Origin of the sequence: Azospirillum sp. TSH64 (assembly GCF_003116035.1) — a bacterium.
Classification (GTDB): domain Bacteria; phylum Pseudomonadota; class Alphaproteobacteria; order Azospirillales; family Azospirillaceae; genus Azospirillum.
The window spans coordinates 6,203,328-6,226,991 of sequence record NZ_LGQW01000015.1 but is presented as its reverse complement, the minus strand read 5'-3'; the positions used below and the strand labels follow the sequence as shown (position 1 = coordinate 6,226,991).

General features: G+C 67.0%; 22 protein-coding genes. 10 read left to right on the top strand and 12 right to left on the bottom strand.

The window, feature by feature from the left end; translation table 11 throughout:
* Window positions 1–23: 23 nt before the first annotated feature.
* The 3 genes from nifD to TSH64_RS29500 form a co-directional block, all read right to left on the bottom strand.
* Window positions 24–1,463 carry a nitrogenase molybdenum-iron protein alpha chain gene (nifD, locus tag TSH64_RS29510; RefSeq protein WP_109450494.1) on the bottom strand — a complete coding sequence of 480 codons (1,440 nt, stop codon included), beginning with the start codon at window positions 1,461–1,463 and terminating at the stop codon, window positions 24–26.
* Between the two features lie 184 nt (window positions 1,464–1,647).
* Window positions 1,648–2,544, bottom strand: a complete 897-nt coding sequence (gene nifH, locus TSH64_RS29505; RefSeq protein WP_063634031.1) for a nitrogenase iron protein — start codon at window positions 2,542–2,544, stop codon at window positions 1,648–1,650.
* Window positions 2,545–2,807: 263 nt separating this feature from the next.
* A complete protein-coding gene (locus TSH64_RS29500) occupies window positions 2,808–4,103 on the bottom strand; it encodes a hypothetical protein (RefSeq protein ID WP_109450492.1) in 1,296 nt (431 codons plus the stop codon).
* 239 nt (window positions 4,104–4,342) lie between these two features.
* Here TSH64_RS29500 and TSH64_RS29495 point away from each other — a divergent pair, with 239 nt between their 5' ends.
* The 5 genes from TSH64_RS29495 (at window position 4,343) to TSH64_RS29475 (ending at window position 8,251) form a co-directional block, all read left to right on the top strand.
* Entirely contained in the window at window positions 4,343–5,179 is an 837-nt protein-coding gene (locus TSH64_RS29495; protein WP_247873211.1) for an NAD(+)--dinitrogen-reductase ADP-D-ribosyltransferase, read from the top strand.
* Between the two features lie 76 nt (window positions 5,180–5,255).
* Entirely contained in the window at window positions 5,256–6,179 is a 924-nt protein-coding gene (gene draG / locus TSH64_RS29490) for an ADP-ribosyl-[dinitrogen reductase] hydrolase (RefSeq protein WP_109450488.1), read from the top strand.
* Between the two features lie 2 nt (window positions 6,180–6,181).
* A complete protein-coding gene (locus TSH64_RS29485; RefSeq protein ID WP_109450486.1) occupies window positions 6,182–6,601 on the top strand; it encodes an ArsC/Spx/MgsR family protein in 420 nt (139 codons plus the stop codon).
* Window positions 6,602–6,715: 114 nt separating this feature from the next.
* Window positions 6,716–7,486: a class II glutamine amidotransferase gene (locus TSH64_RS29480; RefSeq protein WP_109450484.1), complete on the top strand. Its 771-nt coding sequence runs from the start codon at window positions 6,716–6,718 to the stop codon at window positions 7,484–7,486.
* 141 nt (window positions 7,487–7,627) lie between these two features.
* A complete protein-coding gene (locus tag TSH64_RS29475; protein ID WP_109450482.1) occupies window positions 7,628–8,251 on the top strand; it encodes an FMN-dependent NADH-azoreductase in 624 nt (207 codons plus the stop codon).
* Window positions 8,252–8,302: 51 nt separating this feature from the next.
* Here the strand turns inward: TSH64_RS29475 and TSH64_RS29470 are convergent, their stop codons facing one another.
* The 7 genes from TSH64_RS29470 to TSH64_RS29440 form a co-directional block, all read right to left on the bottom strand.
* Window positions 8,303–9,811, bottom strand: coding sequence for an AMP nucleosidase (locus TSH64_RS29470; protein WP_109450480.1), 1,509 nt, complete (start codon window positions 9,809–9,811; stop codon window positions 8,303–8,305).
* Between the two features lie 120 nt (window positions 9,812–9,931).
* Window positions 9,932–11,293, bottom strand: a complete 1,362-nt coding sequence (gene ftsY, locus TSH64_RS29465) for a signal recognition particle-docking protein FtsY (protein WP_211099170.1) — start codon at window positions 11,291–11,293, stop codon at window positions 9,932–9,934.
* A gap of 22 nt (window positions 11,294–11,315) precedes the next feature.
* A complete protein-coding gene (gene mtaB / locus TSH64_RS29460) occupies window positions 11,316–12,587 on the bottom strand; it encodes a tRNA (N(6)-L-threonylcarbamoyladenosine(37)-C(2))-methylthiotransferase MtaB (protein WP_109450478.1) in 1,272 nt (423 codons plus the stop codon).
* Complete coding sequence (gene dapF / locus TSH64_RS29455) at window positions 12,584–13,435, bottom strand: diaminopimelate epimerase (RefSeq protein WP_109450476.1); 852 nt, start codon at window positions 13,433–13,435, stop codon at window positions 12,584–12,586. The genes mtaB and dapF overlap by 4 nt, the downstream gene beginning before the upstream one ends.
* A gap of 79 nt (window positions 13,436–13,514) precedes the next feature.
* Complete coding sequence (locus TSH64_RS29450; protein ID WP_109450473.1) at window positions 13,515–13,943, bottom strand: GtrA family protein; 429 nt, start codon at window positions 13,941–13,943, stop codon at window positions 13,515–13,517.
* Window positions 13,943–15,001 carry a glycosyltransferase family 2 protein gene (locus tag TSH64_RS29445; RefSeq protein ID WP_109450471.1) on the bottom strand — a complete coding sequence of 353 codons (1,059 nt, stop codon included), beginning with the start codon at window positions 14,999–15,001 and terminating at the stop codon, window positions 13,943–13,945. The genes TSH64_RS29450 and TSH64_RS29445 overlap by 1 nt, the downstream gene beginning before the upstream one ends.
* A gap of 86 nt (window positions 15,002–15,087) precedes the next feature.
* Window positions 15,088–16,728, bottom strand: a complete 1,641-nt coding sequence (locus tag TSH64_RS29440; protein ID WP_109450468.1) for a hypothetical protein — start codon at window positions 16,726–16,728, stop codon at window positions 15,088–15,090.
* 375 nt (window positions 16,729–17,103) lie between these two features.
* Between TSH64_RS29440 and leuD the strand changes: the two genes are divergently transcribed.
* Both leuD and leuB read left to right on the top strand, forming a co-directional pair.
* Window positions 17,104–17,715 carry a 3-isopropylmalate dehydratase small subunit gene (gene leuD / locus TSH64_RS29435; protein ID WP_098740325.1) on the top strand — a complete coding sequence of 204 codons (612 nt, stop codon included), beginning with the start codon at window positions 17,104–17,106 and terminating at the stop codon, window positions 17,713–17,715.
* 72 nt (window positions 17,716–17,787) lie between these two features.
* Window positions 17,788–18,903, top strand: coding sequence for a 3-isopropylmalate dehydrogenase (gene leuB / locus TSH64_RS29430; RefSeq protein WP_109450466.1), 1,116 nt, complete (start codon window positions 17,788–17,790; stop codon window positions 18,901–18,903).
* 105 nt (window positions 18,904–19,008) lie between these two features.
* Here leuB and TSH64_RS29425 read toward each other — a convergent pair whose 3' ends face one another.
* Complete coding sequence (locus tag TSH64_RS29425) at window positions 19,009–19,299, bottom strand: KGG domain-containing protein (RefSeq protein WP_109050568.1); 291 nt, start codon at window positions 19,297–19,299, stop codon at window positions 19,009–19,011.
* A gap of 528 nt (window positions 19,300–19,827) precedes the next feature.
* Between TSH64_RS29425 and TSH64_RS29420 the strand changes: the two genes are divergently transcribed.
* On the top strand, window positions 19,828–20,223 hold the full coding sequence (locus tag TSH64_RS29420) for a response regulator (RefSeq protein WP_109450464.1): 396 nt from the start codon (window positions 19,828–19,830) through the stop codon (window positions 20,221–20,223).
* A 33-nt stretch (window positions 20,224–20,256) separates the two neighbouring features.
* Window positions 20,257–21,702, top strand: coding sequence for a hypothetical protein (locus TSH64_RS29415; RefSeq protein ID WP_109450461.1), 1,446 nt, complete (start codon window positions 20,257–20,259; stop codon window positions 21,700–21,702).
* Window positions 21,703–21,730: 28 nt separating this feature from the next.
* Here TSH64_RS29415 and TSH64_RS29410 read toward each other — a convergent pair whose 3' ends face one another.
* Window positions 21,731–22,600 (bottom strand): CoA ester lyase, encoded by an 870-nt coding sequence (locus tag TSH64_RS29410; protein WP_109450458.1) that lies wholly within the window; start codon window positions 22,598–22,600, stop codon window positions 21,731–21,733.
* Window positions 22,601–22,803: 203 nt separating this feature from the next.
* Between TSH64_RS29410 and pdxY the strand changes: the two genes are divergently transcribed.
* On the top strand, window positions 22,804–23,664 hold the full coding sequence (pdxY, locus tag TSH64_RS29405; RefSeq protein ID WP_109450455.1) for a pyridoxal kinase PdxY: 861 nt from the start codon (window positions 22,804–22,806) through the stop codon (window positions 23,662–23,664).

The following is a 23,664-nucleotide window of genomic DNA, read 5'->3' as shown; positions in this document are numbered from 1 at the left end:
TCTCCTGTTCCAGAGGCCGATGGTCAGAACGGGGCCTTCATCACGCCCCAGACGGGGTTGTTGATGGCCAGGTCCATATCGCGGGCGAAGATCGCGAAACCGTCATAGCCGTGGTACGGGCCGGAGTAGTCCCAGCTGTGCATCTGGCGGAACGGCAGGCCCATCTTCTGGAACACGTACTTTTCCTTGATGCCCGACGCGACGAGGTCGGGACGCATCGCCTCGACGAACTTCTCCAGTTCGAACGCGGTGACGTCGTCGTAGATCAGCGTGCCTTCCTTCACATAGTGCGGCGTGCGCTGATAGTCGTCGTTGTGGGCGAACTCGTAGCCGGTGCCGATGATCTCCATGCCCAGGTCATGGTAGGCATCGACGACGTGGCGGGGACGCAGGCCGCCGACGTAGATCATGACCTTCTTGCCGTCCAGCCGCGGCTTGTACTTGGCGATGACCGCATCGACCATCGGCTGGTAACGGGCGATGACCTTCTCGGCGTTCTCCTTGATCTTGTCGTCGAAGAGAGCGGCGATCTTGCGCAGGGATTCGGCGATCTGGCTCGGGCCGAAGAAGTTGTATTCCATCCAAGGAATGTTGAACTTCTCTTCCATGTGGCGCGCGATGTAGTTCATCGAGCGGTAGCAGTGGATCAGGTTGACCTTGGCCTTCGGCGTGTTCTCCAGCTCGGCCATGGTGCCGTCGCCCGACCACTGGGCGATCACGCGCAGGCCGATCTCCTCCAGGAGGATGCGGGACGACCAGGCGTCGCCGCCGATGTTGTAGTCGCCGATGATGGTGACGTCATAGGGGGTGGAGACGAAGTCGGCCTTGGGTTCCGTCTTCTCGAACACCCAGTCGCGGATGGCGTCGTTGGCGATGTGGTGGCCCAGCGACTGGGACACGCCGCGGAAGCCTTCGCAGCGCACGGGGATGACCGGCTTGCCGATTTCCGCCGACTTGGCGCGGGCGACAGCCTCGATGTCGTCGCCGATCAGGCCGATCGGGCATTCCGACTGGATCGAGATGCCGTTCACCAGCGGGAACAGCTCGTTGATTTCCTCGATGACCTTGTGCAGCTTCTTGTCGCCGCCGAAGACGATGTCCTTCTCCTGGAAGTCGGAGGTGAAGTGCATCGTGCCCCAGCTGTCCACACCGGTGTCGCCGATGTAGTAGTTGCGGCGGCCGGACCAGGAGTAGTAGCCGCAGCCGACCGGACCGTGGGAGATGTGGATCATGTCCTTGATCGGACCCCACACCACGCCCTTGGAGCCGGCATAGGCGCAGCCGCGGATGGTCATGACGCCGGGGATGGACTTGACGTTCGACTTGACGCCGCAGTCCTTGGCCTCGGCCTCCAGCACGTTCAGGTGCTTGGCGCGGCGCTTGCGGGATTTTTCGGGATAGGCTTCGAGGACTTCGTTGACGAGGTTCTTGACGTCGACCGTGGTGTTCTCGGACAGGCTCATAGCCGGCCTCCTGCTTGAATATTCGCGCCACTTCAGCGCGTGACCGAGCCCCTCCCTCCCACGCCGTCGCCCCTGGCTTTGCTGGGTCGGCGTTGTGCGGGGCTGGGGATGGGGCCAGTGTTCAGGCGGTCCCCCCTGCGCGGACGGCAGGGGGGCCGGTAGGCAACCGTCGCTACGCCTGGGGTCAGGCGCCGGCCTTCGCCGCTTCCTTGGCGGCCAGCTCGGCGAGCTGCTGCTCCTCGGTCTTCATGATGCCGAAGTCCATCAGCATCTCTTCCAGCTCTTCCATGGTGATCGGGGTCGGGATGCAACCCTGGCCCGAGTTCGCATGGATCTTGTTGGCGAGCGCGCGGTATTCGCCGGCCTGCTTGCTGTCCGGGGCGTACTCGATGACCGTCATGCGGCGCAGCTCGGCGTGTTGGACGATGTTGTCGCGCGGCACGAAGTGGATCAGCTTGGAGCCCAGGCGCTTGGCCAGCGCGTCGGCCAGATCCCATTCCTTGTCCGTCTGGCGCTCGTTGCAGATCAGGCCGCCGAGACGGACGCCGCCGCTGTGCGCGTACTTCAGAATGCCCTTGGCGATGTTGTTGGCGGCGTAGAGCGCCATCATCTCGCCGGACATGACGATGTAGATTTCCTGGGCCTTGTTCTCGCGGATGGGCATGGCGAAGCCGCCGCACACCACGTCGCCCAGCACGTCGTAGGACACATAGTCCACGTCGTCGTAGGCGCCGTTCTCTTCCAGGAAGTTGATCGAGGTGATGACGCCGCGGCCGGCGCAGCCGACCCCCGGCTCCGGACCGCCGGACTCGACGCACTTGATGTTCTTGTAGCCGATCTTGAGGACGTCCTCGAGCTCCAGATCCTCGACCGAGCCGGCCTCGGCGGCCAGATGCAGGACGGTGTCCTGGGCCTTTGCGTGCAGGATCAGGCGGGTCGAGTCGGCCTTCGGGTCGCAGCCGACGATCAGGATCCTCTGATCCAGCTCGACCAGCGCGGCCAGCGTGTTCTGAGATGTGGTGGATTTGCCGATACCGCCCTTGCCGTAAAAGGCGATCTGACGCAGAGGCGCTTTGGCCATGTGGGTCGCTCCTGTGCTTGGGTCGTGGGACTGTGTTTCGATCCGGTGCGGCCGGTTCGTGGCCGCTTCGGATTTCATGGATTGCACGACCCGTGCCAGAGCTAGAAAATCCAATAAGCTATTGATTTTATTATATAATTTTCTCAGGAAGCCTTTCCCTTTCCTTTGTCGTGGTCCCGACACACACGACAAAGCCCGACATTTTGTCGGGTCTTTGCGGCAGGGGAGCTTTGGAAGCGGGCGGGCCCGCCGATTCCTGCGCTTCAGCGCTCTTCGCCCAGCGCCTCGGCAGCGACGACGATGCGGAGCGCCAGCTCCTCCACCGCCTCGTCGCGGTTCATGTCATAGAGCAGCTGGGCGAGCAGACGGCCGCGCGCCAACAGCCGACGGGCGAGGGCGGGATCGGCGGGCTTGGCCAGCAGCGCCTCGACCAGACGCTCCCCAGTCAGGCGGGCCAGCGCGTCACAGCGGTCGACCAGCCGCTGCTTCAGCGTGTCCACGGCCGCCGGGCGGCCGGCGTGGGTCAGGTCGGCGCAGAAGTGATGCAGGCTGCGCAGTTGCCGCAGCAAGGCGGCGAACAGCAGGTCGTCCAGCTCGCCGCCGGCCGCGGCCTTGCCGACAAGATCGAACAATGTGTCGGAAAGGCGCCACGCCGCCGACAGCCAGTCGTTCATCGCCTTGCGGTCGGCCGGCTCGACGAAGGGGCCGGACTCCTCCTTCGTCTCCTCCTGGTCGTCCAGATTGCGCAGCGCGATGACGATCAGCCCGTCGGCCTGGGCCAGGGTGGCGAGGCTGGCATGCAGCGTCTTCAGCCCGCGGTCGGCGACAAATCCCTCGATCGCCTCGGTGGCGCGGCGCAGGGAATAGCGGGCCAGCCGTCGCGACTGATAGATGACGTCCTGCAGGGCGCTGGCACCCCCCAGCGCCTCCAGCGCCATCCGCCGCACCTCGAAGCGCAGCAGGGCGCGGGCCAGCCTGTCGATGCCGCCCACGTCGATGGGGCGGCTGTCCCTGGTCAGTGCGTCGGCGGTGGCGCGGGCATCGGTGCCGATGGCGGAGACGACGGCCTGGAGATGGCCCTTGCCGGCGCCGCGCATCCGGCCGACCAGCGCCCGCATCGCTTCGGCAAGGTCGACGGCGCCCGGCAGGCTGTCCTCATGGTCGGTGCGGCCGGCCACCAGCCGGTCGATCAGGTGGTCGCGCACCCCCGGCAACAACACGTCGGTGACGATCTGGCCGATGGGCCGCAGCAGCGCGTCGACCATCTGTCCCTGCGGCTTGCCGACCAATGCCGGCAGCGGGTTGACCGGCTTGGGCACCAGGCGCGGCCGGTGCGGCTCCAGGATTTCCAGCACCGTGTCGCCGCGCAGGGGGGTGATCGTGCCGCGGAGAAGCTGGGCCAGCCGCAGGGCGGTCCGGGCCTCCGCGACGCCCCGTGGCGGACCGCCGGCAGGCGTGACGGGGCTGGCAGGGGCGGGCGTCGCGGCAGGCGTCTGGGTGGGCAGCGGCGAAGTGCGCCGGCGCCGGCTGTCGTCGTACTTGGTCGGCCAGAAGGCCATGCGGGTGCCGCCGGATCGTAAGCGTCGCTTTACAGAGTATGGGGACGGATCGTTCGGCTTCAAATGGACAATGTTGCGACATGCGGCGACACGCCTGTGCCGGTTGCGGCGGTGAAGGCTTGGCACGCGCCGGCTTATGCAATATCCATATAAGAAGTAATGACATTGCGGCGGAGCGGAACGGCGTGGCGGACGGGGTGGTGACGAGCGATGGGATGGGCCGGACGCAGGAGCCCAACGTGCCGCCCGATTCACCGCTGGCGTTGCGCGCCCACCGCGCCAACCTCGTCAATGTGCCGGCCGCCGCCCTGTGCGGCGAAGCCTACAATGACGAACCGCGGCGCCTGCGCATCGGCGCCACCCGCAGCGAACATGCCGCCCTGTTCGAGGCGCTGGACGAGTGCCGCGACGCGCCGACCGCCTCCGACATATTCCAGCGCCATATGGCGGCGGTGTTCGGGGTGAACCCCGACTTCTCGGGAACCGAAGGGCCGGATGGCAGGCGGCGTTTCCGCGCCAGCTACCTGCGTCTGCTGAAAGGCTGGATGTTCGACAGCAACCGGGCGGAAGGGGCGGTTCTGAAGGGCTGGGTGGAGAGCCGTTTCGGCCTGCTGCCGACCTTCCATGGCGAACCGATCCGCCGCTTCGCCTCCGACGCCTGGGCGGCCTATGGCGAACAGAAGCAGTCGACCCGCTTCCACAACAACAACATCCACCTGCAGCTCGACCTTCTGTACGAGTTCTGCCAGTGGACGATCCGCCGCGGCTGGCCCGACGCGCCGATGCCCAACTGGGCCTCGCACATCCGGCTCTACCGCGGCGTCAACGATTTCGAGGAACACCACATCGTTGCCCGGCCGGACAAGCGCACCGCGGTGCTGCGGCTGAACAACCTGTGTTCCTTTTCCATCAACCGCGACATCGCCGGCCAGTTCGGCGACTACATCCTCGATGCGTGGGTGCCGCTGCCCAAGATCGTCTTCTTCCGCGACATCCTGCCGCGCTACCCTTTCCAGGGAGAAGGAGAATATCTGGTGATCGGCGGGGACTATCGCGTGGGTGTGTCGCTTCTCTGACAACCTCACGTCCGGCGGCGGCTTGCCTGCCGTCCGCGGGACGCACCAGGAAGGGACGGACCCTGTGCCCAACGGCATGACCGATCCGACGAGTCTGACGCCTGACATCCGCTCCCCCCAGATTCGTTCCAGGGCGCTCGGCGCCTATCTCGGCCTCGCCTGCGGCGACGCGCTGGGAGCGACGGTGGAGTTCCTGACCAAGGGCGAGATCGCCCATCAATATGGCGTCCACAAACACATCAAGGGCGGCGGCTGGCTGAAGCTGGCGGCCGGACAGGTGACGGACGACACCGAGATGTCGCTCCATCTCGGCCGCGCCATCCTGTCCGGGCCGGAATGGGAGGCCCGCCGCGCCGCCGAGGAGTTCGCCATCTGGCTGAAATCGGTGCCGGTCGATGTCGGCGACACGACACGCCGCGGCATCCGCCGCTTCATCATGAACGGCACGCTGGAGGAGCCGGAGTCTGAATACCATGCCGGCAACGGGGCGGCGATGCGCAACCTGCCGGTGGCGCTGGCGACGCTGGGCGACGATGCCGCCTTCGAGCGCTGGTCGGTCGAGCAGTCGCACATCACCCACTGCAACCAGCTGTCCGATTCCGCGGTGATCGCGCTCGGCCGGATGGTGCGGCGGCTGGTGCTGGGCGGCGGCATCGTCGCCGCGCGGGAGGAGGCCAACGCCCTGATCGCCAGGCATCGCCAGTTCAAGTTCGAACCCTATCGCGGCCTGTCGACCGCCTTCATCGTCGATACGGTGCAGACCGTCTTCCACTATTACTTCCAGACCGATTCGGTCGAATCCTGCGTGGTGGAGACGGTCAACCAGGGCGGCGACGCCGACACCACCGGCGCCATCGCCGGCATGCTGGCCGGCGCCACCTATGGCGTGGAGTCGATCCCGCCGCGCTGGCTGCGCAAGCTGGACCGCGGGGTCCATGACGAGATCTGTCAGCAAACCGACGCGCTGCTGGCCCGCGCGCCGCTGTTCGGAAGGACATGACCATGGCCGACGTGATCTTTTTCGAGAAGCCCGGCTGCGGCGGCAATGCCCGGCAGAAGGCCCTGCTGGAGCAGGCCGGCCACCGCGTCGTCGCCCGCGACCTGCTGAGCGAGCCCTGGACGCCCCAGACGCTCCGCCCCTTCTTCGGCGACCGTCCGGTCGCCGACTGGTTCAACCGCGCCGCGCCTGCGGTGAAGAACGGCGAACTGGTGCCGGAGAGCATGGACGAAGCCGGGGCGCTGGCCGCGATGGTCGAGCGCCCGCTACTGATCCGCCGTCCGCTGATGCAGGTTGGCGACCGCCGCGACTGCGGGTTCGAGACCGACCGGGTCGATGCCTGGATCGGGTTGGGCGGCGGTGTCCCGGCACGGAAGATGGAGGGGTGCCTGCGGCCGGACATGCCGCCCTGTCCAAAACCGTGAGGCCAATCGCCTGACATGCACGCCGTTTCCGGCCATGTCCGCGCGTGACCTTGCGCACGGCCTGTCGTAGCTTGTCGCTCCCTAGGGCGACGACAAGCGGCAGACGAGGACATCATGTGCGAACTGCTGGGCATGAGCGCCAACGTGCCCACGGACATCTGCTTCAGCTTCGCCGGCCTGATGCGCCGCGGCGGGCAGACCGGGCCGCACCGTGACGGCTGGGGCATCGCCTTCTATGAGGGGAAGGGATGCCGCACCTTCCACGACCCGGCCCCCAGTGCAGAGTCGGAGATCGCCCGGCTGGTCAGCCGCTATTCGATCAAGTCCTGCACCGTGATCTCGCACATCCGCCGTGCCAACCGCGGCCGGGTGTCGCTGGAGAACACCCACCCCTTCACCCGCGAGCTGTGGGGGCGGATGTGGACCTTCGCCCACAACGGCCAGTTGAAGGGTATCAAGGACCGCATCCTGACCTTCTACGAACCGGTCGGCAGCACCGACAGCGAGCATGCCTTCTGCTGGCTGCTCGACCAGATCCGCATGCAGTATCCGGAGCCGCCGAAGACGACCACCGGGCTGATGAAGCTGATCCGCCATCTGGCCGCCGATCTGGGAACGCTGGGCGTTTTCAACATGCTGCTCAGCGACGGGCGCTATCTGTGGTGCCACTGCGCCACCAACCTCGCCTGGCTGACCCGCAAGGCTCCCTTCGGTGCCGCGACCCTGCTCGATGCCGACATGAGCGTCGATTTCTCCCAGGAGACGACGCCCAACGACGTCGTCACCGTCATCGCCACCCGGCCGTTGACCAGGGACGAGGCCTGGACGGTGATGCAGCCGGGCCAGATGGCGGTCTTCCGCAGCGGGGCGCTGGTGACGCGCTGATCCTGCCGGGCCGATTGTTGCTTTGGCAGAGACGATCTATCGCGCAGAACCCGGCTTAACCGCTGAAAAACAAAGGAGCATCTTGGGCGTCAGAACCCGGCCGGAGAAGACGGCCGCAACAACCAAGAGGCTCCTTCCGTCATGACCACGATCCTGCATGTCGACTCCAGCCCGCTCGGCACCTTCTCCGTCACCCGCCAGCTGACCGCCTCCATCGTCGAGGCCCTGGTGAAGGCCGACCCGGCCGCCACCGTCGTCACCCGCGACGTCGCCGCCAACCCGCCGGCCCATCTCGACGGCGAGCTGCTGCCGGTCCTCAAGCTCGGCGTTGTCGATGGGCTGAGCGAGCGTCAGCGCGAAGAGCTGGCCCTGACCAATGTCCTGCTCGACGAGTTCCTGGCCGCCGACGTCGTCGTGGTCGGCGCGCCGATGTACAACTTCTCCGTCCCGACCCAGCTGAAGGCCTGGATCGACCGCCTCGCCCAGGCCGGCCGCACCTTCCGCTACGCCGAGAAGGGCCCCGAGGGCCTGGCCGGCGGCAAGCGCGTGATCGTGGCCTCGGGCCGTGGCGGCGTCTATTCGACCAACCCGGCGCTGGCCGGCCTCGACCACCAGGAGGCCTATCTCCGCTCGGTGTTCGGCTTCTTCGGCATCACCGACGTGACATTCATCCGCGCCGAGGGCGTCAGCATGGGTCAGGAAGCCAAGGACAAGGCGCTGGCCGCCGCGACCAAGGAAATCGAGAGCCTGCTGGCCGCTGCCTGAGGCGAGGCCTGAGTCTGAGATGGGGGCGGGTCTCGTACCCGCCCCCATTCGTTATTGGAACGCCACTTCCGCCAAGCTGCGCAGCTTGCGGGAGTGCAGCGTTTCCATGCCGTGCTCGCGCAGCAGTTCCATCGCCAGCACGCCGATCTTCAGATGCTGGTCGACCCGCTCGCGATAGAAGCGGTCGGCCATCCCCGGCAGTTTCAGCTGCCCATGCATCGGCTTGTCCGACACGCACAGCAACGTCCCATACGGCACGCGGAAGCGGAAGCCGTTGGCGGCGATCGTGGCACTTTCCATGTCCAGCGCGATGGCGCGGCTCTGGCTGAACCGCATCAGCGGCTCGCGATGGTCGCGCAACTCCCAGTTCCGGTTGTCGATGGTCGCCACCGTGCCGGTGCGCATGATGCTCTTCAGGTCGAAGCCCGACAGCCCGGTTACCCGCTCCACCGCCGTCTCCAGCGCGCGCTGAACCTCCGCCAGGGCTGGCACCGGCACCCAGAGCGGCAGGTCGGCGTCCAGCACATGGTCCTCGCGGACATAGCCGTGCGCCAGCACGTAATCGCCCAGCCGCTGGGTATGCCGCAGCCCGGCACAGTGCCCCAGCATCAGCCAGGCATGCGGGCGCAGCACCGCGATGTGGTCGGTGATCGTCTTGGCGTTCGACGGGCCGACGCCGATGTTCACCAGCGTGATGCCGTTGCCGTCCGGCCGTTTCAGGTGGTAGGCCGGCATCTGCGGCATCCGCATCAGCCTGGCCGCCGGGGCATCGGCGAAACCACCCAGATTCTGGTTGGTGGTGACGATGTCGCCCGGCTCGACGAAGCTGTCATACTGCGCGCGGTAGGCCGCCAGATCGGCGTCGCCGGTCGGCTCCATGATCTCGCGCGACAGCCGGATGAACTCGTCGACATAGAACTGGTAGTTGGTGAACAGGACGAAGTTCTGGAAATGCTCCGGCCCCGTCGCCGTGTAGTGGCGCAGCCGGTGCAGCGAGAAATCCACCCGGGGAGCGGTGAACAGCGCCAGCGGCTTCACCGCGTCCGGCCCGCCGTCGAAGGTGCCGTTGACGATGGTGTCGTCCATCCGCGCCAGATCGGGCAGGTCGAACAGGTCCGGCAGCTTGGTCAGCCGGTCCGGCGGCAGGTCGCCTTCCACATACATGCCGTTGGGAAAGGCGAAATGGATCGGGATCGCCTCCTCGCTGACGCCGACCTCCAGCGGGACGCCGTGGTTGCGCAGCAGAAGCGTGAACTGTTCCAGCAGATAGCGCTCGAACAGGTCGGGCCGCGTCACCGTGGTGGAATGGACGCCGACCCCCTCGACGAAGCCGTAGGACAGCCGGGTATCGACCCCGGCCCCCGACACGGCGGTCAGCCGGACATAGGGGTAATAGGCCCGGTTCCGCCCGCCTTCCTCATCGCCCTGCGTGTAGGCGGAAAAGCGGTCGCGCAGGTAGGCGGTGTTGCGCTCGTAAATGTCGCGCACGCAGGCCAGTGCTGCTTTGGCATCGGTGAAGCGCCCGGCCGAACCGGGCTGGAACGGGGCTTTATCAGTCATGTCGTCAAAGATGGGGTACGAACGACCGGCTGGGAAGGCCGAATTTCGGCCAACCCCCGGTGCTTACCCATTCAGGCCGATAGAGAGCCGTTCAGGCCCCGTCGGAGAGGCCCCCGCCGGTCAGTCGGCGCTCAAGCCCATCAGCGACTTGGCGAAGGCATCGGCATCGAACGGCCGCAGGTCGTAGACGCCCTCACCGACGCCGATGGCGTGGACCGGAATCTTGAACTTCTCGGCCAGCGAGACCAGGACGCCGCCGCGGGCGGAGCCGTCCAGCTTGGTCAGGATCAGGCCGTTGACGTTGACCATGTCGCGGAAGATCTCGACCTGGCTATGCGCGTTCTGGCCGGTGGTGGCGTCCAGCGTCAGCAGGGTGGTGTGCGGCGCCGTCTCGTCCAGCTTCTTGATGACGCGGACGATCTTGCGCAGTTCCTCCATCAGGCCGGTCTTGTTCTGAAGCCGGCCGGCGGTGTCGACCAGCAGCACGTCGACGCCTTCGGCCTTCGCCCGCTCCAGCGCATCATAGGCAAGGCCGGCAGCATCCGCCCCGGTGTCGCGGGCGACGACCGGGCAGCCGGTGCGCTCGCCCCAGATCTTCAGCTGGCTGACCGCGGCGGCGCGGAAGGTGTCGCCGGCGGCCAGCATCACGCTCTTGCCTTCCGCCTTGAACTGCCGGGCCAGCTTGCCGATGGTCGTGGTCTTGCCGGTGCCGTTGACGCCGACGACCAGGATGACATGCGGCTTCAAGGCCGGGTCCAGCACCAGCGGCTTGGCCACCGGGGTGACGATTTTCGACACCTCGGCCGCCAGCGTGGTCTTGACCTCCTCCGGCGAAACCTCCTTGCCGAAGCGGGTGCGCGCCAGCTCGGCCGTCACCTTCGCCGCGGTGGCCGGGCCAAGGTCGGCGGTGATCAGCAGCTCCTCCAGCTCCTCCAGCGCCTCGTCGTCCAGCTTGCGCTTGGTGAAGATGCTGGTGATGCCGTCGGTCAGCTTGGACGAGGACTTGGACAGCCCTTCCTTCAGCTTGGCGAACCAGCCCTTCTTGGTCGGCGGCGCCTCTTCGGCGGCGGCGACCGGAGCCGGGGTGGGAGCCGGTGCCGGCGGCAGTTCCGGAACGGGGTCCGGCTCCGGGACCGGGGCAGGGGGAACCTGGGCAGGGCTGACCGGGGCAGGGGGAACCTGAACGGGGGCGGGCGGCGGCTCGACCGGCGCAGGAGCCAGGGCCGGCGCGATCGGCGCCTGCATGACGGGAGCGGGCGAGGTGGGAGGCGGCGCGGCAACCGGCGGGGCCGGCGCCAGTTCCGGCACCGGTTCGGTTTCCGGCTTGGGCGCGGGTGCGGTGGCAGGCGGCTCCGGCGCCTTTTCCGGCTCCGGTTCCGGCGCGGGGGTGGACGACTCCAGGGTGACCGATTCGTCCTTTGCCGCCTCGTCCTTGGGCGCGGTCTCTTCGGGCTTCTTGCGGCCGAACCAGCGGAAAATCATGGAGTGTCCACTATAAGAGGGGTCAGAGCGGGGTGCCGGTCAGCACGCCGTCCTTGATACCGGTGATGGCGGCGGGCACCAGCGAGCCGGGCGGGAAGGTCCGGCCCAGGCGGATCGCGGCGAAATGCTCGGTGCGGCCCAGATCGTCCTTCTCCACCAGCACCGTGGCGGTGCGGCCGACCAGGCCTGCCAGGGTGCGGGCCTCCGCCGCTTCGCCGACGGCGCGCAGACGGGCGGCACGCTCCTTGCGGACGGCGCCGTCGACCTGCGGCATGCGGGCGGCCGGCGTGCCGGGGCGCGGGCTGTAGGGGAAGACATGCAGCCAGGTCAGGCCGCAATCCTCCACCAGCCGCATGGTGTTCTGGAACATCTCCTCGGTCTCCGTCGGGAAACCGGCGATGAAGTCGGCGCCGAACACCACGTCGGGGCGGATCGACCGCACCCGTTCGCAGAAGGCGATGGAATCGGCGCGGCCATGGCGGCGCTTCATCCGCTTCAGCACCATGTCGTCACCGGCCTGGAGCGACAGGTGCAGGTGCGGCATCAGGCGCGGCTCGTTCTCGATCAGGCGCCAGAGGTCGTCGTCCATCTCGATGCAGTCGATGGAGGACAGGCGCAGCCGCGGCAGTTCCGGCACCAGCGCCAGCAGCCGGCGCACCATCTGCCCCAGCGACGGCGAGCCCGGCAGGTCGGGGCCGTAGCTGGTGATGTCGACGCCGGACAGCACCACCTCGTTGTAGCCGGCCTTCACCAGCGCCTGGACCTGTTCGACGATGCCGCCGATGGGGACGGAGCGCGAGGGCCCACGGCCATAGGGGATGATGCAGAAGGTGCAGCGATGGTCGCAGCCCTGCTGGACCTGGACGAAGGCGCGGGCACGGTCCTCGAACCCACCGATCAGGTGACCGGCGGTCTCCTTGACCGACATGATGTCGTTGACCAGCACCTTCTCGGCCGGCGGCAGGCCCCAGCTTTCCGGTTGCAGCTTTTCCTGGTTGCCCAGGACCTGATCGACCTCCGGCATCGCCGCGAAGCGTTGCGGGTCGATCTGCGCGGCGCAGCCGGTGACGACGATGCGGGCGTCCGGCCGCTCGCGGCGCAACTTGCGGATGGTCTGCCGCGCCTGCCGTTCGGCTTCCGACGTCACGGCGCAGGTGTTGACGATCACCACGTCGTCCAGCCCGGCGCTGCGCACATGGTTGCGCATCACCTCGGACTCGTAGGTGTTCAGGCGGCAGCCGAAGGTGACGATCTCGGGGCCGGCCTGCGTCGTGCTGTCGGTGCTGTCGCTCATTCCGAAACCAGTTCAGGCGAAACCAGCTCCGCCGACAGCCGGCCGCTGTAGGCGAGCGCAACCGGGCCGGTCATCAGGACGCGGTCGTCCTCGGTCCACTCGATGGTCAGGGTGCCGCCGTCCAGGATGATGTCGGCCTTGCGGTCGGTCAGGCCGCGGCGCACCGCGGCGACCAGCGTGGCGCAGGACCCCGACCCGCAGGCCTGGGTGATGCCGGCGCCGCGCTCCCACACCCGCATGCGGATGGCGGTGGGCGACAGCACCTGCGCGAACTCGATGTTGGCCCGCTCGGGGAAGGCCGGGTGGTTCTCGAACACCGGGCCGACCTCGTCCAGCGGCACCGCCTCGGCATCGTCGACGAAGAAGACGGCGTGCGGGTTGCCCATGTTCACCGCGACCGGAGCGGCGAAACCGCCATGCTCGACCGTCTCGACCCGCAGCGTGTCACTGGGGGAGGCCAGCGGAATCGCCGCCCAATCGAGGCGGGGAGCGCCCATGTCGACGGTGATGCGGCCGTTGTCGGCACGGCTTGCATGCAGCAGACCCGCAGCGGTCTGGAAGCTGGCACGGTCGCGCCCGCTTTCCTCCATCAACAGCCAACCGACGCAGCGCGACGCGTTGCCGCAGGCCGCGGCCTCGCTGCCGTCGGCATTGCGGATGCGCATGAAGGCGTCGACGCCCGGCGCATCGGTCTTCTCCAGAACGATGAACTGGTCGCATCCGACGCCCAGCCGGCGGTCGGCGATGGCGCGCACCTCCGCACCCGAGGGGCGGTAGGGTTCGGAACGGGCGTCGATCACGACGAAGTCGTTGCCGAGGCCGTGCATCTTCAGGAATTCGCGGGTCATGGCCGCCGTTATATGGCGAGCCGCGGGGATAAGTCCATAAGGCGCCGCGCAAGGCAGATTCGCGGGCACCTTCCGATACCTAAGCCCCCTTGAACACCAGATGCTTCGACGCCGCGAAGTTGAAGAACATGCCGGCGATGGACCCGGCGGCCACTGCCAGGAACGGGTGTTCGGCGACCATCTGCACGCTCGATTCCAGCCCGACCGAGACGCCGTAATTCACGACACCGCCGATGGCGTTGGCGGCGATGAACTTTGCCCACTGGCGATGCAGCGGCTCGTCCGCCGCACCGCGGAAGGTGAAGGCGCGGTTCAGCGCCCAGGTCGCCGTCGCCGCCGCAAAGAAGGACGGGACGCGGGCGGCGAAGAACTGGAGGCCCAGCGCCAGGCCGGCGTAGAGCACGACCGTGTCCACCACCAGCCCGATGATGCCGACCGCGCCGAACTTGGCGAACTGCACGCCCAGCCGGCCGAGCCGGCTGTCCAGAAATCTCGCGACCGATGCCATCACCGGCGCCCGTCCTCACGCTCCGCCGCCAGCGGCCGATGGTGGCCCGGTGCGCGCAGCGACAGGTAGCTCATGCGCTTGGCCTCGCGGCGGCCATGGGTGACGGTGTCGAGGATCAGGCCGCAGGTCAGGCTGAGGAAGGCCAGCAGCATCAGCCCGGTGGCGAGCAGGGCGGTGGGGAAGCGCGGAACCAGCCCGGTCTGGAAATATGTCGCGATCACCGGCACGCCCAGGATCACCGACAGCAGGGCCAGCAGCCCGAAGGCGGCGGAGAAGAAGGGCAGGGGCCGCTCCTCCTTCACCAGCATGACGATGGCGCGCAGGATGCGGATGCCGTCGCGGATGGTGTTCAGCTTGCTGTGCGACCCGGGCGGACGGTCCTTGTAGGGGGTCTTCACCTCGGCGATCGGCATGCGCAGCTCCAGCGCATGGACGGTCAGCTCCGTTTCGGTCTCGAAACCGCTGGCCAGCGCCGGGAAGGACTTCACGAAGCGGCGGGAGAACACCCGGTAGCCCGACAGCATGTCGCCGATGCGGCTGCCGAAGATCTTGGCGACCATGCCGGTCAGCACGAGGTTGCCGAAGCGGTGGCCGGGCCGATAGGCGGCGACGATCTCCGTCACCCGCGCACCGTTGACCATGTCCAGCTGCTCGTCCCACAGGCGCTTGACCAGTTCCGGCGCGCTGGCGGCGTGATAGGTGTCGTCGCCGTCGACCAGCACATACACGTCCGCCTCGATGTCGGCGAACATGCGGCGCATGACGTTGCCCTTGCCCTGCAGCGGCTCGCTCCGGACCACGGCGCCCGCGGCGCGCGCGACCTCCACCGTCCGGTCCTTCGAGTTGTTGTCGTAGACATAGACGATGGCGTCCGGCAGGGCCGCGCGGAAGTCCTGCACCACCTTGCCGATCGCCGCTTCCTCGTTGTAGCAGGGGATCAGCACCGCGATGGTGGGAGCCGGGCCGACAGCCGCGGCCGCCGACGGCGTTCCGGAGGCGCCGGCATCCGGGGTGAGGGCGGGGCGGTCGGCAGGGCGGCCGAGGGTCGATACGGTCATGGCGCTGGCTTCTGGCTGGAGGCGGGACAGGTCGGGCTGTCGGCAGATCGGGCTGTCTGCGGCGATAAACAGCACAAACGCCGCGATTATTCCACTGTCTCCCTTTTGCCGCCCTCGCGGTCAACGGCGCATAGGTTCAGGGTCTCCCCCAGATTGTTGGGGATCGGCCGGCAGCGCTGCGGGTCGAGCCGCAGGCCCAGCAGCTCCGCGGCTTTCGCGGCACCGGGCGTGTCGGGAATCGTGCTCAGCATCAGGAAGGGGCCGCGGTGGGAGGCCACCTTGTCCTTCAGGATGGCGAGGTAGCCGTTGCCGACGGAATCCGGCTGCAGGAAATTGGACTGGATGCGCACGAAGGTGACCCGCGCCGGGAAGGACGGGATGACGTGCGAAATGGCCCAATAGCCGGCCATCAGCACCATGGTGTCGTCCGGATCCGCGATGGCCGGGACGTCCGCCTCGACCCACTTGGCATCGGTGCCCGTTGGCCAGGCGACGCGCCCCCAGTCGGCTGGCTGCACCGTCAGCTGCACCACGGCCAGCAGCGCCACCGCCAGCCCGATGCGCAGCCGGCGCGCCAGCGGCAGCAGCCCGACCGCCATCACCAGCGCCAGCGGTGCCAGCATCTCCAACGGCACCAGATAGCGGTAGATGCAGAACATCACCACCCACAACGCGTAGGTGACGGTCATCGCCGCCAGCAGGAACCGGGTCGCCGGCACCGCCGTCAGCCAGTCGTTCCGCTTCCCCAACATCCCCGTGGCGACTGCGCAGACGACTCCGGCCGGAACCAGGACGAACAGCGCCAGAACCCGCAGGTCGAAGAACGGCACCTCGCCCACCGTCAGGGGGGAAACGGTGAAGACGAAGGGGAAGAGCAGCCGCTGCCACAGGCCGGGCGGGAAGAAGCTGACATTGACGTAGTCGGACAGCGCGGCGAAGGGTGACTTGAAGATGTGGTTCATGTGCGGGAAGACCGGGTTCCCGTAATCGTGCCACAGATGCACCATCCAGACGCCGCCGCCCAGCGCCAGACCGGCCAGCACGCCGATGCCGAAGAAGAAGGCCAGCCACAGCCGGCGCCACGGCCGGGCCGGCAATGCCAGGAAGCCCAGGCACAGCCCAACCGCATAGATCACCGTCGGGTTCTTCAGCCCCATCGCCGCCCCGGCCAGCAGCCCGGCCGCAGCGACCCGCGCGAAGCTGGGCAGCGGCCGGCCGTCGAGGATGCCGGGCAGGCTGCCGGCGATGACCGCCGCAGCACCCAGCACGCCCAGGCTGACCACATTGTCCTGGAAGGTGGTGCCGATCAGACCCAGCGTCCCGCCGCCCAGCCCGCCCATCACCGCAAGCGCCATTGCGATCAGCGCCCGTTTCAGGGCCGGAACGTTCCGGAGTGAAAAGGATGCAAGCAGATACAGCAGCGACAGGTTGATACCCTGAAGCGTTCCCCACAGGAATCCGGCTGCCCGCGCCGGCAGATGGGCCGCCAGCCAATAGAAGGGCACGTCCAGGAACGGGCTGTAGAAGGTCGGCATCTGGGCGGCCAGCAGATCGCGCCCGATCCGTCCGGTCAGCATCGCGTAGCCGTTGTACCAGTGGTAATTCCGCAGGTCCCAGTTGGCATCCATCCCGAAGGCCAGCGTCAGCAGCCCGTAGGCCGGCGGTGCCAGCAGCAGGAAGGCGATGCCGATCAGGCGGGCGCTGCGGTCGTCGTCAAGTGTCGGCATCGGATCGGGCGGGCCTTCGTTCTGGTGGGCATGTCGACTGGCTGGGCGACTTGGTAGGCGGGCGGGGCCTCCACTGCAAGGGGTGGTCGCCCATCCGCCGCCCGATGAACAGCAGGAGCCTCAACCCTATTCCCGCCCAGCGACCCCCGTTGCGATCCGGGTGCTGCGTTCCGGCATCCCCAAACGGGCCTGACCGCGCCGATACGCTGCCTGACGCGCAACAATGATGCGTGCCGGTGCATTCGCGCATGCCTGTTCGCTCAGTGCGTGCCGGGAAAAGGGCAAGCTTCCTCTGGCAATGGCTTGTTCGGTCTGCTATTCACCACGCTCTGCATGCGCACGCTTGCGCTTTCTTGCGCGACAGGATTTCTGGCGATGGAAAAGTTCACGGTTCTCACCGGCGTTGCGGCGCCGCTGCCGATGATCAACGTCGACACCGACATGATCATCCCGAAGCAGTTCCTGAAGACCATCAAGCGGACGGGGCTTGGCAAGCATCTGTTCGACGAGATGCGTTACACCCCGGACGGGCAGGAGATCCCGGACTTCGTCCTGAACAAGCCGGCCTATCGCAAGTCCAGCATCATGGTGGCGGGCGAGAATTTCGGCTGCGGCTCGTCGCGCGAGCATGCGCCGTGGGCGCTGGCCGATTTCGGCATCCGCTGCATCATCGCCCCCAGCTTCGCCGACATCTTCTACAACAACTGTTTCAAGAACGGCATCCTGCCGATCAAGTTGCCGAAGGAGCAGGTCGACCTGCTGCTCGACGACGCGTCGCGCGGGTCGAACGCCGTCATCACGGTCGACCTTGAGAAGCAGACCATCACCGGCCCGGATGGCGGCACCATCTCCTTCGAGCTGGACCCCTTCCGCAAGCATTGCCTGCTGAACGGCCTGGACGACATCGGCCTGACCCTGCAGCAGTCGGCCCATATCGACGGGTATGAGGGCAAGCAGCGCGCGGGCCAGCCGTGGATGTGGGGCTGAGCGCCTCCATCCTCCCCCGATCCTCTTCAACTTCTGTCTTCTTGACGTCTGACATTTGGGAGTGCGCCCGCCATGGCCGCCAATAAGAAGCTTCTGTTCCTCCCCGGCGACGGTATCGGCCCGGAGGTGATGCGCCAGGTTCGCCGGGTCATCGACTGGATGGACCGCAAGCGCAAGATCACCTTCGACGTGTCCGAAGGGCTGGTCGGCGGCGCGGCCATCGACGCCCATGGCGTTCCGCTGTCCGACGCCACCCTGGCCGAGGCGCTGGCGGTGGACGCGGTGATGCTGGGCGCCGTCGGCGGCCCGAAGTGGGACAACCCGACCGACTACACCAAGCGTCCGGAAGCCGGCCTGCTGACCCTGCGCAAGGAACTGGGCCTGTTCGCCAACCTGCGCCCGGCGGTGGTGTTCGACGCGCTGGTCGACGCCTCGACCCTGAAGGCCGACGTCATCCGCGGGCTGGACATCCTGATCGTCCGCGAGCTGACCGGCGGCGTCTATTTCGGTGAGCCGCGCGGCATCACCGACATCGGCGACGGCGAGCGCCGCGGCGTCAACACCCAGGTCTACACCACCTCGGAAATCCGCCGTGTCGCCCGCGTCGCGTTCGAGCTGGCCCGCAAGCGCGGCAACAAGCTCTGCTCGATGGAAAAGGCGAACGTCATGGAGTCCGGCCTGCTGTGGCGGCAGGAAGTGACCAGGCTGCACGGGGAAGAGTTCCAGGACGTCGAGCTGAGCCACATGTACGCCGACAACGGCGCCATGCAGCTGCTGAAGAACCCGAAGCAGTTCGACGTGATCGTCACCGACAACCTGTTCGGCGACATCCTGTCGGATGAGGCGGCGATGATGACCGGCTCGCTCGGCATGCTGCCGTCGGCCTCGCTCGGTGCTCCGGATGCCAACGGCAACCGCAAGGCGCTCTACGAGCCGGTGCACGGGTCCGCCCCGGACATCGCCGGCCGCGATCTGGCCAACCCCTGCGCCACGCTGCTGTCCTTCGCGATGTGCCTGCGCTACTCGTTCAACCTGGACGAGGATGCCAAGCTGATCGAGCGGGCCATCCAGAACGTGCTGGGCGGCGGCATGCGCACGTCCGACATCATGGCCCCGGGCATGGCGCGCTGCTCCACCACCGTGATGGGCGACTCGATCCTGCGCGAACTGGACAAGGTGGCCTCCTGACCGGTCACCCGGCAGCACTGCCGATTGCGCTGAAAGAAAAAGCCCCCGTCCACAAGGACGGGGGCTTTTTCGTCTGCACGATACCCAACTCGTCAAACTCCCCGGTCAATCGCCTCCGGCCGGCCGGTCGGCCGTGCGGCCGCCATGGCTTGCCTGTCCACCCTTGCGGCCGGCTTCGGCCGCCAGGGACGGGTTCTTGGAGAAGCTGCGCGAGGATGCGGGCACGCTACGCCCACCCTTGCGTCCCGCCTCCGCCGCGAGTTCCGGATTCTTTGAAAAGCTGCGTTTGTCGGCCGGTACGCTTTCACCGCCTTTGCTGGCGATCTGGCGTTGCCGATCCGGGTCCATCGACGCGAAGCCGCGGCCCGACGTACGATTGCTCTCTTTCGAGGCCATAACCAACCTCCGACTGTGCCTTGCTGACTCGACAACCAATCGGCCAGAGGGTGGTTCCCACTTCGACTTATAAAAACTGTCCTTATGGCCTGTGGAGTGAGGGCACCGGTTTGCCGGAGCCTGCTGTTCGGTCTACGGAAAAGTTGCGCGGAAGCATTCCATTTTCATCCATGGACGGCAATTCAAGAAACTTATCGCGTTTGAGATGATGTGCGGCGAAATGATGCGGGCATAGGCGGTGCCGACAACAAGAAACAGCATAAGCAATTATTTCCTGGAATTGAAAAAATAACTTTGAATTATGGAAGCAATTCTGTGGGAATGAGCCGCTCTTTTGCGTAGATGATGCGTATTTTTGTGCCGAAATATCAATGTTTCCCTAACGCAATTATTTGAAAAATCCAAGAAAATGCAGGATTTTTTGGATTATCGGTGGTTATTTTAAGAAATTGGCAATGGATATCGGGGCCTGATTATGGGGGCGACGGATTTGATGCCGGATGGGCTTCACGTGGACAGGAGGGGAAAATGCCAACCGTGCTTGTGGTTGACGATGATCCCGCTCTGCGTTTGACGCTGCGTCGCCTCCTCGAAAAAGCCGGGGTGGAGGTTGTCGAGGCCGAGGACGGCCAGGAGGCCATGCGCCTGTTCCGGGCGAACCTGCCGGACCTTGTGATCTGCGATCTGGTGATGCCGTTCGCCGATGGTCTCCAAACCATCATGCGCATGCGGCGGTCGTCCCCTTCGGTCAAGATCATCGCCATTTCCAGCGGCGGACGCAGCAAGGCAATGGACTTGCTGGCGGTCGCCCGGCAAATGGGCGCCGATCACGCGCTGGCGAAGCCGATCGAGCGCAGCCACGTCGATCTCATCGTCGATTTCTGCGGCCGCGGATCCGGTGGTCCCACGCCGCGCACCCTCTGACGCGCCGGGAGCGGCGAGAGGAGTTGCGGTATCGTGTTGCGGACGATCGCCTCCATGCGGCGTCTGCTGCGCCGGTGGTTTATTGGCCAGGCCGGGGCAGCCGGATCTCCGCCGACCGCTGCCGGCCGCCCCGACAGTGCCGGCAAACCGTCACCGGCATCGCCGCTGGAGAACGCAGAGCAGCTGCGCGCCCTGGAACAGCGGCTATGGCGGCTGCTGATGCAGCCGGCGGTCGCTTCGACTGGCCGGGTTCACCTGCTCGATCTCGGCATGATGCGGGATCGCCTGGGCCCCGGTTGGCCTGCTCTGCGCCCGCGGGTTCTGGCGGCCGCGGACGCGATCATCGACCGTTGCCTCACCCGCAACGACATCCGCTTCAAAACCGCGAGCGACGATTTCATTCTGGTGTTCGCGACGCTCGACCGGCATGCGGCTGACCTGGTCTGTGCAAGGATCGCGCAGGAACTTCTGCAGCTTTTTCTCGGTGACGACCGGTCAGCCGACATGCGGGTCTCGACCGCCGTCGGCGTGGCGGACGGGCAAATTCAGTTCGAGCATGCTTTTGCCAAGGTTCTGCTGGCGGAAGCGCGGCCGCGGCCGGACCCCGCGGCCGTCCGGTCGGCCGATGGTTCGGGCGCCGCGGGTTCTCCGGCCATGTCCGGCCCAAACTTTCACGCTGACGACGGCGGCAAGGTTCGGCCTGTTCTGCGCCAGCTGCAGCTTTCCCCCGAGGATGCCGGCCAGTTCAGCATCCGTTACCGGCCGGTCTGGGACATCGGCAAGCTGGTCATCTCGACCTATATGGGCACGCCGGTACGGATCTTTCCCGACGGTTCCTTCCTGGAAGGGGCGGCGGCGCTGAATTCCCTGACGGATCCCATGGAGATCCTGCGGCTCGATGCGGATGCGCTGGTCGAATCCGTGGAAATCCTGAACGGGCTGTTCCGCAACAGATCGCGGCTGATGATGTCGGTGCCTGTCTGCTTCGAAACGCTGGCGGCCCGCCGCACCCGGCTGCCCTTCCTGGAGATCTGCCAGTCGATCCCCGACTATCTGCGCCGCTTTCTCATCTTCGAGCTGCTGCGTTTTCCGCCTGGGGTGCCGACCGGGCGGCTCAACGAGCTGTTGCATGAGGTCAGGCCCTATTGCCGTTGGACCTTCATGCGGATCGAGTTCAAGTCGCAGAGCCTTTCCGGACTTTCAGGCAACGGCCTGAGCGGGATCACCGTGGCGATGCCGGCGGACCGCTCGGCCGAAGCCCGCCTGATGGAGGAGATGAACGGCATCGTCACCGCGGCGGACCGCGCCGGCCTGATGATCTGCGTCGCCGGGCTGTCGACCACCAGCATGGTTGTGGCGGCGCGGGCATCGGGGGTCAGGTTGGTCGCCGGAAACCGCATCGGCCCGCCGCAGGACCGGCCGCGCTCGATGACCCGCTTCGACTGGCCCGACCTGTACCGCGATGGGGAGGATGGGTGATTCTGTCCGTCAGACGGTTCGGCCAGCCTCAGAGCGCGCCGATCGCCTCGGCCAGCGTCACCAGCCGGCGGGCGTTCTCGACATGCAGGTTCTCCACCAGCTTGCCATCGACCAGCACCACGCCCTTGCCGGCGGCGGCAGCCTCCGCATGGGCGGCGATGATGCGGTGGGCCTGGGCGATCTCTTCCTCGTCGGGGGCGAAGGCGGCGTTGCAGGCGGCAATCGTCTTCGGGTGGATCAGCGTCTTGCCGTCGAAGCCCAACTCGCGCCCCTGCCGGCAGGAGGCGGCGAAGCCGTCGTCGTCGTTCAGGTCCAGATGCACGCCGTCCAGCACCGCCAGCCCATAGGCCCGCGCCGCCAGCAGGCACAGCCCCAGGCTGGTGATCATCGGCAGCCGCTGTGCCGTGTGGGCGGCGTGCAGATCCTTGGCGAGGTCCGAGGTGCCGAGCACAAGCCCGCCGACGGCGGGAGAGGCGCCGGCGATCTCCTTGGCGTTCAGGATGCCGAGCGGTGTCTCTATCATGCACCAGATGGTCTGGCCGGCCGGTGCGCCGGCGGCCCGCAGAACCGCCTCGGCCTGCCGCACCGCGTCGGCGCTCTCCACTTTTGGCAGCAGAACGGCATCGGCGCCGCTGGCCGCCGCCATGCGCAGATCGTCATAGCCCCAGGGCGTGTTCAGCCCGTTGACCCGGACGATCAGTTCCCGCCCGCCATAGCCGCCGGCGGCCAGCGCGCCGGCGATGGTGTCGCGCGCCGCCGCCTTGGCGTCCGGGGTGACCGCATCCTCCAAATCCAGAATCAGCCCGTCGGCGGGGAGGCTGCGCCCCTTCTCCAGGGCGCGGGCGTTCGAGCCCGGCATGTAGAGCACGCTGCGGCGGGGGCGGACTGTGGTGGCCATGGCGGTATCCCGGAACTGCGGATGATGGAATGGGCCAGCATTAGACGGGCGCCGGTCCCCTGTCCATGGGCCAGGCCGTCACAGCCGTGTTCCCTCATCGTCCGACGCATGGTCCGGCGCATGGCAGCCATGATGCTCGACTCCGCCGTCACCGCGGAGTCGGCGGCTTTACGCCCGGCGGAGCGTCGCTTACGCTTGCCGCCATGAAAAGCGTCCTCACCATCCAATCGCACGTCGCCTATGGCTATGTCGGCAACCGCGCCGCGGTGTTTCCGCTGCAGCGGCTGGGGATCGACGCCACGGCGGTGAACACCGTCCAGTTCTCCAACCACACCGGCTATGGCGCCTGGACCGGGCAGGTCTTCACGGCGGAGCACATCGCCGACATCGTCGACGGCATCGCCGCCCGCGGCGTGCTGCCGGCGCAGGATGCGGTGCTGTCCGGCTATATGGGCGCCGTCGAGTTGGGGCAGGTCATCGTCGAGACGGCGGCGCGGGTGAAGGCCGCCAATCCCAAGGCGATCTACTGTTGCGATCCGGTGATGGGCGACGTCGGCCGCGGTTTCTTCGTGCGGCCCGGCCTTCCGGAGTTCATCCGCGACCATGCGGTTCCCGCCGCCGACCTGATGACGCCGAACCAGTTCGAGCTGGAATATCTGACCGACCGCGAGGTGGCGACGCTGGACGACGCGCTGGCCGCCACCGCGGCATTGCGGGCGCGCGGGCCGCGGCTGGTCCTGGTCACCAGCCTGACCCGCAGCGATGCCGATCCCGACAGCATCGAGATGCTGGTGGACGGCGCCGACGGCGCCTGGCTGGTGTCGACACCGCGCCTGACCTTCGACCCGCCGCCCAACGGGTCGGGCGACGCGGTGGCGGCCCTGTTCCTCGCCCATTACCTGACCGCCTTCGATCCGGCCGATGCGCTGGAGAAGGCGGCGTCGGCGATCTTCGCCATTTTCGAGACGACCCGGCGGATGGGCACGCGCGAGCTTCAGCTGATCGCCGCGCAGGACGATTTCGTCGATCCGTCCCGGCGCTTCTCCGCAACGCGTCTGCGATAA